Origin of the sequence: Sphingomonas sp. Ant20, assembly GCF_000783375.1 — a bacterium.
Taxonomy (GTDB): Bacteria; Pseudomonadota; Alphaproteobacteria; order Sphingomonadales; family Sphingomonadaceae; genus Sphingomonas; species Sphingomonas aerolata.
Map to the genome: position 1 here is coordinate 1 of NZ_JRVI01000078.1, position 9762 is coordinate 9762.

Here is a 9762-nt window from a genome sequence, read left to right on the forward strand (position 1 = left end):
TGACGAACGGGAGCCTCGAAAACTCCGCTTGTTCCAGATCCGCCGGCCCAGGCGCGCTCAGCGCCGGATCCCGCGCGCCATGCGCGCGACTCGCGGATGCGACAACGCCCGCTTCGCCCAGCCCGCCGCACCATCGAACGCCCCCAGCGCGGCCACCGTCGCGCGGTTCGCCAGCGTCGGCCGCAACAGCAGCAGATCGACGCACGCCGTCCCCGCCGTCGCGAACTGCCGCTTGTGCTGCCCCTCCCCCTCGGTGAAATCGAACCAGGCAAAGCGGTCGTCGAACAGCTGCCGCATCGCCTCGACCTGCAACACAGCGCCCGGCGACAGCGCGTTCTCGGCGGGGTCATGCCCGACATGGTCATAGCGCAGCGTCCCGCCCTGCGCGGTACAGCAGAGATAGGCGATCGGCCGGCCCTCGACGAACAGCAGCCAGGCCCGCACCCGGTCCGCCGCGGCGAGCGCCTTGAAACCCTGCAGCGCCGCCTCGCCATCGGGCAGCCCCGATCCCAGCAGCCGCTCCTGATAGGTCGTCGCCGACACCGTCCGCGCCAGCGGGTGAAACACCGCAATCTCGGCGGGGGTTCTATAGCCACGGATGTCGAGCGCCCCGCCCGACAACGCTGCCAGCCGCTTCGTCTTGCGCTTCAGCCCCGACCGCGCACTGCCCGACAGCGTCGCGAGCCATGCCGCCTCGCCGATCCGCAGGTCGGCGTGATACCGGACATAACGCTGCCGGACGACGGTCAGCAGACCACGCGTCTCGAGCGCGTCCATCCGGTCCGCGGGCAACGAGGTGATCACATAGCCATCGGCCTGTGTCGGCAGCGCGGGCAGGATCGGTACATCGCCCGCCAGCACATCGTCGAGCGACAGCGCGACGCGCACCAGCCGGCGCGGGATCGTCGCCAGCGTGCGGGCGCCGAGCTGGAACTTCAGGCGGACGCTGACCGCGGTCATCAGGCGCGTTCTTCGACCCAGTTCGACCAGAGCTGCTCGGCCTGGCGCAGGCCCCGCCGGATCGGATCGCGCGCCAGCGGCCGGTCGTGCCGGCCAAGGACCAGCGGCGGGCGATCGCGGAAATGCCGGGTCGGCAAATCCGTGCGCAGCTCCGCCAGCGTCGCGCACAGCGCCTCGAACCGGCGGACATGGACCGCGTTCGCGCGCGTGCCCTGCCGATTCGCCAACTCGAAACCATGGCTGACGATCGTCGCAGCGACATGCCCCCGGGCCGCGGCGTGTTCAAGCGCATCGCGGCTCTCGTTCGCGGACAGGGCGCAGAGCTGCAGCGTGCGCAACTGACCCGGTCGATCCTCGATGACGGTCACCGGGATCTCGATCAGGCCCTGCGCATCGACCGGCGCGATCTGACGCGGCGACAGCGAGATCCTGCTCGCATCGCACGCCGCCGCACCGTTATGGCTGCTGTCATAGGCGAAACCGAGCGCAGCGAGCGCGGTGAGCGTATCGTCGTTCGCGGCATAGCTGCCCGCACGAAACGCGATCGGGTCGGGCGCACCCGCGTCGATCAGCAGTTCGGTGGCGCGCAGGATCAGCGCATATTGCTCGGCCAGCGGATAGTCGGACAGGTCGAATTTTGCGTGATTCGCGCCGCGGTCCCGCGCGATCGCGGCGGTCCAGGCGGGATGGAGATGCAGCTGAACCTCCTGCCCCGCGTCGAGGATCGTCGCGACCATCCGCCGGACCGGCTCGATCCCGAAGGTCAGCGCGGGCATCGGGTCGACGAAGAAACAGGCCTTCAGCCCGTACCGCGCAAGCTTGTCGAGCTGATACCTGATCCCGACCCCCGCGGGCTCGACCGACCGGTGGTAGATCGCATCGCTACAAAGCCCCTCGCGGTGGTGCCGCCAGGCAAATTCGGTGTCGATCGTCAGGAAAACTGCCGTGGTCACGTCACTGGCCTAGTGTCCCGTGGTGAAGATAAGGTTTCCGCCTACGAGACAGGCGTGACCCGACCTCCGCAATCTATCAGCCCCAGCTGAAGATTGATCAACATTATTAAACTGAATTACCTTGAATGGTAAAAGTCATACACCTGCTGTGCGACCGCTGCGGACACGCCCGGCGCCTGCTGCAGATCCTGCAGGCTGGCGTTGCGGACCGCGCGGCCGGTGCCGAAATGCATCAGCAGCGCCTTCTTGCGCGCGGGGCCGATGCCGGGGACCTCGTCGAGCGGACTCGCGCCGATCGCCTTGCTGCGCTTGTCGCGGTGGACGCCGATCGCGAAGCGGTGGACCTCGTCACGCAGCCGCTGGAGGTAGAACAGCACCGGCGCGTTGACGGGCAGCTGGAATTCGCGGCCGTCGAGCATGTGGAATACCTCACGCCCGTCACGGCCATGTTGCGGCCCCTTGGCGATCCCGACGAGGCACACGTCCTCGACGCCGAGCTCCTCGAGCGCGGCCTTCACCGTGTTGAGCTGCCCCTTGCCGCCGTCGATCAGCACCAGGTCCGGCCATTCGCCCGAGTCGCGATCAGGATCCTCGGCCTGCGCGCGCGCGAACCGCCGGGTGAACACCTCGCGCATCATCCCGAAATCGTCGCCTGGGATGGTCTCCTTGTTCTTGATGTTGAACTTGCGATACTGGCCCTTGCGGAAGCCTTCGGGGCCGGCGACCACCATCGCGCCGGTCGCGGCAGTGCCCTGGATATGGCTGTTGTCGTAGATCTCGATCCGCTGCGGCGGCTCGGCCAGGTCGAACAGGTCGGCGACCTCGCGCAGCAGCTTGGCCTGAGTCGTCGACTCGGCCTGGCGCCGCTCGATCGCCTCGATCGCGTTGCGCTTGGCTTGATCCATCAGGCGGCGGCGATCGCCGCGCTGCGGCACCTGCACCGCAACCTTGTAGCCCGCGCGCTCGCCCAGCGCCTCGACCAGCAACGCGCCTTCGGGAAGCTCGCGGTCGAGCAGGATCTGCCGTGCGGGCGGCACGTCTTCATAAAACTGGCCAAGAAAGCTGGTCAGCACCTCGTCCTCGGGCACGTCGTTGGTGTGCTGCGGGAAGAAGCTGCGATGCCCCCAGTTCTGGCCGCCGCGGATGAAGAAGGCTTGGATGCCGATGAGGCCGTCCTTGCACGCCATCGCGAAGATGTCCGCGTCGCCCACCCCTTCTGCGTTGATCGCCTGCGTGCCCTGGATGAAAGTCAGCGCCTTCAGCCGGTCGCGCAGCAGCGCGGCGAGTTCGAAGTCCATGTTTTCGGCCGCAGCCTGCATCTGCGCACCGAGTTTCGCCTGCACGCCGGTCGACTTGCCCGCGAGGAAGCTCTTCGCGTCCTCGACCAGCTCCTTGTACGCGCCCTCGTCGATCCGGCCGACGCACGGCGCGGAGCAGCGCTTGATCTGGTAGAGCAGGCACGGCCGGTCGCGCGTTTTGAAGAAACTGTCGGTGCAGCTGCGCAGCAGGAACAGCTTCTGAAGCGCGTTGAGCGTGTTGTTGACCGACCCTGCGCTGGCGAAGGGGCCGTAATAATTACCCTTGGCGCGCCGGGCGCGCGGTGCTTCTGGACGCGCGGGAAATCATGGTCGTCGCGCAGCAGGATGAAGGGGAAGCTCTTATCGTCGCGCAGCAGCACGTTGTAGGCGGGGCGATAGCGCTTGATGAGCTGCGATTCGAGCAGCAGCGCCTCGGCCTCGTTGTTGGTCGTGACGATCGTCATCGACCGGGTCTGCGACACCATCCGCTGGAGGCGCTTGGTCAGGCGTTCGACCTGGACATAGTTGGCGACACGGTTCCTGAGCGCGCGCGCCTTGCCGACATAGAGCACGTCGCCGCGCGCATCCTGCATCCGGTAGACGCCGGGGCGGATCGGCAGCGTGTCGAGCACGTTGCGGATCGCCGCGACACCCGCCGCAAGATCGGGCGCCTCGCCGCCGCCGCGGACGGCGAAGGTGGATTTGTCTTCGTTGAAACGGTCGGGGGGAATTGGGGGAGGACATCGCTGGGGAATCTAGGGAGTCGAAGGGGGTTATGCCAGCCGAGGACAGTGATGTTCACGCGAAGGCGCGACGGCGCGAAGGGAAGGATGGTTCACGCGGAGACGCGGAGGCGCGGAGACGCGGAGGGCAGCCTTACAAGCCCCTCCCCTTCAGGGGAGGGGTTGGGTTGGGGTGGGGCCGCGCCGCGAACGTACCGCCCGTGGAAAGTCCCCACCCCCAGCCCCTCCCCTGAAGGGGAGGGGAGAAAATCAAGCAATTGATCAGACGCGATGGCGGCACTCACACCCCCTCCGCGCCTCCGCGCCTCCGCGTGAACCATCCTTCTCTTCGCGCCATAGCGCCTTCGCGTGAACGAACCTTCTGAACGCCCTGCGGGCAAAGGCAGAAGCTCAGGCCTGCGCAAACACCTTGGTCCCAACGATGCCAACAACGGTCAGCGCCATGAAACACGCCTGCACGCCGCTGACCTTGTCGCCGAACAGGATCACCCCGCCAATGATCACGCCGATCGCCCCAGCGCCGGTCCAGATTGCATAGGCTGTGCCAGCAGGCAGGCCGCGCATCGCGAGCGCGAGCAGGCCCATGTTGACGAAGCTCAGAACGATCGGGACGCTGGACGCCTGCCACGTGGCAACGGTCGCTGCCCATTTGAGGCTGAGCGCCAGGTGATTTCGGTGATCACGGCAACGCCGAGGATGAGCCAGGACATATATTATCTCCAACGGGCTCAGATTGGAGACGCAGCCGCCGGAAACCCGGGAAGAGACGACCGCCTGTGAAAAACGAAAAAAGCGCCTAGCGAACTACCGTTCCCCCGCGGCAGCGGGGGTCCAGGGTTGCGGGCGCTGTGTCGTGAGAACCTGCCCCCCGCTTTCGCGGGGGAACAGACGATTAGTTCAGGCGGCCAAGCCCCGAGATCGACCGATCGACCATCGCGCGGTCGGCGGCGGCATCGTGATGCTCGGCGATCAGGATACCGGCTGCCTTGGCAGCGGCGTCGGCGGCCCGCGCACGGACCTCGGCGATCGCGGCGCGCTCGGCGGCGGCAATCTTGTCCTCGGCCATCTTGGCGCGACGCGTCATCAGGTCCTCGGCACCCGCCTTGGCCTTGGCGATGATCGCCGCGGCTTCGGTATGCGCATGCGCCTTCATCGCTTCGGCTTCGAGATGCGCGGTCTTGGCCTTGGCCTCATACTCCGCGCGGATCGCCTCGGCTTCGGCACGCAGCGCCTTGGCCTCGTCGAGCTGCGTGCGGATCCCGGCGATCTTGGCGTCGAGCGACCGCCCGATCATGCCGGGGACCTTCTTCCACACCATCAGCGCCAGGACGATGATCATCGCGATCGCGACCCAGCCGGTCGAGTTGACGCCGAGCGCGGTCGGGTCGACGACATGCTCGACGGTCCCGGGTGCGACGGTGTGACCCTGCAACCCCTGATTGTCGATCGAGCCTTCGGGCGCCATGCCCTCGGCCGAGATCACCTTGGCCGGTGCGTCCGGGTTGGCGGCGGGGGTATTAGCCATGAGCCATCGTCCTGCGTACCGCATCGCTCGCCGAGTCCAGGCTCACCTGAAGTCCGGCAACCTTGTCGGCCAGTTGCTGTGCCGCTTCGGCTGCGACATTCTGAAGATTGGCGAGGGCCTGCGCCTTCGCATTCGCCACGGCGAGATCGTGATGACCCAGACGCTCGGCGATTTCGGCATCGGCCGCATGGACCTGCTGCTCGAAGGCCATCGCCGCCCGCTTAGCCGCGGCCGCGGTCTCGGCCTGTGCCGCGACGCGGGCCGCATCCATTTCGGCCTGCCAGGTCGCCTGGACCGTATCGGCCTGCGCCCGTGCAGCGACTGCCGCTGCCAGATCGCCCGCGATTCGGCCTTCACGCGCGTCCACGGTCGACACGATCTTAGGCACCATCCCCTTGCCGATCCCGAAATACAGGATCCCGAAGGTGAGGAGCAGCCAGAAGATCTGTGAAGCGTAGGTGGCGGCTATCTGGGCAATCTGGGGCATGGTAGTCCTTCGTGATACGGCCGGACGGGATATCGCCCGGCCAGATCAGCGCATGTTAGGCGACGAACACCAGGATGATCATCGTGACGAATGCGAGCAGACCGAGAAGCTCGGCAGCCGCGAAGCCGATGAACAGACGGCCCTGCTGGCTGTCGGCAGCGCCCGGATTGCGCAGCGCGCCGGCGAGGAACTGGGCGAAGACGTTACCCACGCCGAGTGCGGCGAGGCCCATGCCGATCGCTGCGAGGCCGGCACCGATCATCTTTGCTGCGTTGACGTCCATGTTAAAACTCCCTTGGAAAATCAGTAGTGGTTCGAAAGAAAACTTAGTGAAGGTTCACGGCGTCGTTCAGATAGACCGACGTCAGCAGCGCGAACACATAGGCCTGGATCGCGGCGACCAGCAGCTCAAGCAGCGTGATGCCGATCATCAGCAGCATGCTCGGCGCGGTCACGAGACCGATATAGACGCCGCCCAGGTTGATGCCGTTGATCACGAACGCCGCCAGCACCTTGAGCAGGATATGCCCCGCCGTCATCGCGACGAACAGTCGCAGACCCAGCGAGAACGGACGCACCAGGAACGACATCAGCTCGACGACGAAGATCAGCGGGATCATCAGCGCGGGCGTGCCGCTCGGCACGAACAGCGAGAAGAAGTGGAAGCCGTGCTTGCCGAAGCCGACGATCAGGACGATCGCAAAGCTGATCAGCGCCAGCACGCCGGTAACGGTCATGTGGCTGGTCACGGTGAACGGGTGAACGCCCGGCACGATACCGAACGGCAGCAGGCCGATGATGTTCGCGAACAGGATGAACATGAACAGCGAGAAGACGTAAGGAATGAAGCGCTTGCCGCCGGGCCCGACATTCTGCTCGAGCATGCCCGAGATGAAGCCCGTAAAGCCCTCGACCGCGGCCTGCCAGCGACCGGGAACGAGCTCGCGCTTCATCCCGCCGATCATGAAGGCCCAAAGTGCGACCAAAGTCACCACCATCCACATCGCGGAATTGGTGAAGGACAGGTCGTAACCACCTACGATCCAGTGCGAGCCGAACGCCGGCTCGATCAGGAACTGGTGCATCGGATCGATCTTGCCGCCCTGTTCTGCCGCCACGTGGAATCCCTGCCGTCTTGAAACGACAAACGCCCGGCTACTCCGGGCGTCGCCTGAAATTCGAATGATTTGCCTGAACGCAACCGCAATTCCGAGGAACAGCAACACGATCAGACCCCAAGGCCCAGTGCCGACCCAATGGTCTATCAACCATCCGATCAGCGCACTGCCGACGAGACTCCCGATCAGGGCGGAGATGACCCGATTGCCCTGCGAGTAACCCCGCTCGGCATCCGGCCCTCCCTGCCCCTTTTTCAGCGCCTCCCGAGCCTTGACCTCCCTCAATCGCTCATCGAGCGCGGAAAGTCGCGGATCTTCAACACCGTAGGGGTCCTGTCCGGGTTCGATCTCCGCCACGACATGCTCTCCACCTGATACGACACCGGGGAGATATACGCAGCGACGAGCGATCCCGCCAAGGCGCGGTCCGTTTAGAAAAGGGGGGGGGCCAAGTCAACCGGTGTGACAGTATCGTCATCAATGTGGTGACTGCGGGGCGCGTTACGCCCTGTCCCATCCGTCATCCTGACGAAAGTCAGGATCCAGAGCTGCAGGCGGACCGTGTACAGCTCTGGATCCTAGGTCGAGCCCAGGATGACGGAGGGCATCAGGACGGCATGCTCAGACGCAGCGCGAATCACGCTCCGGCGCGGCGGCGGTGCGCGTCTTCCACACACCACCCGGCGTCTTGTACTTCTCGCCCGGATTGGTCCCCGCGATCAGGTTGCAACCGCTGGTGAACGCCAGCTGCTCGACCGTCGCGCCGCTCGCCTGCGCCTTGGCGGTATAGGCCGACTTGCGCTGGATGTTGATGCTGTTGACCAGCGCGCGCAAATCGCCGCTCGCCGCGCCGACCAGCCCGAGATAGCCGTCGGGCTGCTCGCCGACCTCGCCGCCCGCGCGCGCCGCGGCATAGGCGGGGTCACGCTGCGCCGACGCGGCAACCGACAGGCCGCCAAGCACAGCCACCGCCGCGATCATCGTCAAAGCCTTGATCTTCATCTCAGAATATCCCCGGATTCTGCTGGATCAGCGATTTCGCCTCGCCATCGAGACGATAGACCACTTCCTGCGTCACATTGATGTTGAGGTTGATCTCGATCGGCTTGTCCGGCGCCGACACGTTGATGCAGCCCGGCAGGGCGGCGGCGGTCGTGACCAGAAAGACGATCGTCCTCATCCTGTGCAAGATCGGTCTTTGCTCCAGCTTGTTCAATCCTGTTTCGGTCATGGCACGATCCTGCTTTCGGCGGGCTGAATGGATGGGGCTGCGGGAACGGCAGGCCCGGGGGATGGCGGCGCGGACTGCTGCTGGATCAGCGCGGGCAGGTTGCGTTCGATCAGCCGCTTCGGATCATAGAAGCTCTGCGCCGAATCGAGCAGCCCGCGAAACGGCGCCTTGATCCGGATGTTGAACACGAAGGGCAGCTTCTGCAGCCGGCGGACGATGAAGTTCGACTTCGCCCCCTCGCCCTGGCTGATCCCGGCAAAGCGCACGTCGGTCACCATCTCGCCCGCGAGCGGCCCGTTCATGCCGACGCGGAGCGACTGGTAGCGTAACGACTTGAGCGCCTGGAACGCGATGTTCGCCCAGATGCCGAGATCCTTCTGGCTGAGATCGCCGACATAGGCGAGCGTCCCGCCGCCCGGCCGGACGCGCAGGTCGCCGCCCTCGATCCGACCGCCCGTCTCGTCGAAGATCATCGGCAGCACGCCGTCGAATATGCCGGTCGCGTCGAGATTCTTGAAATCGAACTGCTGCAGGAACTGGTCGGCGGCCATGTTGGCGATGTGGAACGTCATCCGCCGCTCGCTCTGCGCGGAGAAATCGAGCAGCGTCGGGTCGAGCGTCAGCGATCCGCCCGCAAACGGCCACGCCCCGCCCTCGACCTGCACGCGCGCACCCGGCAGGGTCTGATAGCGGATCGTCCCGTCGCTGACCGGGATGCCGGGGTTGAGCGTGCGGATCGTCGCGACCTGCCCCGGCGCGCTTTGCAGGTTGAGCAGGTCGGTGAAGCGGATCTCGGTCGCAATCCCGGTCACCGGGCCGAACGCGGCGGCAAGGTCGGTGCCGGCGGTTCGGAACACCCCGGTGCTCGTCACGCCGTCGGGGGTCCACGCGATGTGCCGTCGCCGCTGACCGATCCGTTGACGTCGGCGATCACGCCGAACGTCAATGGCGTCAGCGCCTCGGGTTGCAGCGCGTCCTTGGCGAACACGATCCCAGGCACCAGCAGGTCAGCGCGGCCGATGCCCGTGCCGAGGGCATGGACCAGCGTGACGTCGGCGACCTTGGTGCTGCTGACCGGTTCGAACAGCGTTCCGGCCGCGGTGATCGTGCCGCCGATCAGCGACAGCGTCACGCCGCGCGCCGCAACCGGCTTGAACCGCGCGGTGGCGGCGGCGTCGCTGACGCCCATCGTGCCGTCGAGCGCCAGCGCACCGCCGATCAGCGTCCAGTCGCCCGCCGCCTCGTTCAGCAGCAGCGGCACATTGCCGATCTGCCCTGCCCCGCCGGTGAACGCGCCGGCGATTCCCTGCGTCGTCATCCGCCCGGTGATCGTCGCGAAGTCGAGCCGCGTGACCCGCTCGGCGCGCCGATCCGGGTCTGCACGCCGTCGATCGCAAAGCCCGGTCGGCCAGCCGCAGCGTCGCGCCGCTCGCGTTCAGCGTCAGCG

Annotated in this window: 10 protein-coding genes and 3 pseudogenes; all 13 read right to left on the minus strand. The window is 66.2% G+C overall.

The window, feature by feature from the left end; all coding sequences use genetic code 11:
• Positions 1 to 57: 57 nt before the first annotated feature.
• The 13 genes and pseudogenes from NI18_RS11505 to NI18_RS27010 all read right to left on the minus strand — a co-directional run bounded on the left by NI18_RS11505 (position 58) and on the right by NI18_RS27010 (position 9633).
• Positions 58 to 960 (minus strand): GNAT family N-acetyltransferase, encoded by a 903-nt coding sequence (locus tag NI18_RS11505; protein ID WP_037529991.1) that lies wholly within the window; start codon positions 958 to 960, stop codon positions 58 to 60.
• Positions 960 to 1913: a polysaccharide deacetylase family protein gene (locus NI18_RS11510; RefSeq protein WP_037529992.1), complete on the minus strand. Its 954-nt coding sequence runs from the start codon at positions 1911 to 1913 to the stop codon at positions 960 to 962. Before NI18_RS11510 ends, NI18_RS11505 begins: the two co-directional genes overlap by 1 nt.
• 116 nt (positions 1914 to 2029) lie before the next feature.
• Positions 2030 to 3942, minus strand: a pseudogene (gene uvrC / locus NI18_RS11515) (excinuclease ABC subunit UvrC).
• A gap of 402 nt (positions 3943 to 4344) precedes the next feature.
• Positions 4345 to 4664, minus strand: a pseudogene (locus NI18_RS11520) (SMR family transporter).
• Between the two features lie 182 nt (positions 4665 to 4846).
• Positions 4847 to 5419, minus strand: a complete 573-nt coding sequence (locus tag NI18_RS11525; protein WP_192003123.1) for a hypothetical protein — start codon at positions 5417 to 5419, stop codon at positions 4847 to 4849.
• A gap of 52 nt (positions 5420 to 5471) precedes the next feature.
• On the minus strand, positions 5472 to 5966 hold the full coding sequence (locus NI18_RS11530; RefSeq protein ID WP_037529994.1) for an ATPase: 495 nt from the start codon (positions 5964 to 5966) through the stop codon (positions 5472 to 5474).
• 55 nt (positions 5967 to 6021) lie between these two features.
• The gene (locus NI18_RS11535) at positions 6022 to 6249 is read right to left on the minus strand and encodes a F0F1 ATP synthase subunit C (RefSeq protein ID WP_031394300.1); all 228 of its coding nucleotides are present in this window, start codon (positions 6247 to 6249) and stop codon (positions 6022 to 6024) included.
• A 43-nt stretch (positions 6250 to 6292) separates the two neighbouring features.
• The gene (locus tag NI18_RS11540) at positions 6293 to 7051 is read right to left on the minus strand and encodes a F0F1 ATP synthase subunit A (protein WP_037529996.1); all 759 of its coding nucleotides are present in this window, start codon (positions 7049 to 7051) and stop codon (positions 6293 to 6295) included.
• A gap of 153 nt (positions 7052 to 7204) precedes the next feature.
• A pseudogene (locus NI18_RS24355) lies at positions 7205 to 7441 on the minus strand (F0F1 ATP synthase assembly protein I); the annotation flags it as partial.
• Between the two features lie 264 nt (positions 7442 to 7705).
• A complete protein-coding gene (locus NI18_RS11550) occupies positions 7706 to 8086 on the minus strand; it encodes a YdbL family protein (RefSeq protein WP_031439562.1) in 381 nt (126 codons plus the stop codon).
• A gap of 1 nt (position 8087) precedes the next feature.
• Positions 8088 to 8264, minus strand: a complete 177-nt coding sequence (locus NI18_RS23370; RefSeq protein ID WP_081874129.1) for a YnbE family lipoprotein — start codon at positions 8262 to 8264, stop codon at positions 8088 to 8090.
• Between the two features lie 47 nt (positions 8265 to 8311).
• On the minus strand, positions 8312 to 9187 hold the full coding sequence (locus tag NI18_RS27005) for a YdbH domain-containing protein (RefSeq protein WP_052149157.1): 876 nt from the start codon (positions 9185 to 9187) through the stop codon (positions 8312 to 8314).
• Complete coding sequence (locus NI18_RS27010) at positions 9184 to 9633, minus strand: hypothetical protein (RefSeq protein WP_052149158.1); 450 nt, start codon at positions 9631 to 9633, stop codon at positions 9184 to 9186. Before NI18_RS27010 ends, NI18_RS27005 begins: the two co-directional genes overlap by 4 nt.
• Positions 9634 to 9762 lie beyond the last annotated feature (129 nt).

Coding starts and splice junctions, on each gene's coding strand:
- NI18_RS11530 (WP_037529994.1), bottom strand. CDS start 5,966: ATGCCCCAGATTGCCCAGATAGCCGCCACCTACGCTTCACAGATCTTC.
- NI18_RS11535 (WP_031394300.1), bottom strand. CDS start 6,249: ATGGACGTCAACGCAGCAAAGATGATCGGTGCCGGCCTCGCAGCGATC.
- NI18_RS11540 (WP_037529996.1), bottom strand. CDS start 7,051: ATGCACCAGTTCCTGATCGAGCCGGCGTTCGGCTCGCACTGGATCGTA.
- NI18_RS11550 (WP_031439562.1), bottom strand. CDS start 8,086: ATGAAGATCAAGGCTTTGACGATGATCGCGGCGGTGGCTGTGCTTGGC.
- NI18_RS11505 (WP_037529991.1), bottom strand. CDS start 960: ATGACCGCGGTCAGCGTCCGCCTGAAGTTCCAGCTCGGCGCCCGCACG.
- NI18_RS23370 (WP_081874129.1), bottom strand. CDS start 8,264: ATGAGGACGATCGTCTTTCTGGTCACGACCGCCGCCGCCCTGCCGGGC.
- NI18_RS27010 (WP_052149158.1), bottom strand. CDS start 9,633: ATGACGACGCAGGGAATCGCCGGCGCGTTCACCGGCGGGGCAGGGCAG.
- NI18_RS11525 (WP_192003123.1), bottom strand. CDS start 5,419: ATGGCGCCCGAAGGCTCGATCGACAATCAGGGGTTGCAGGGTCACACC.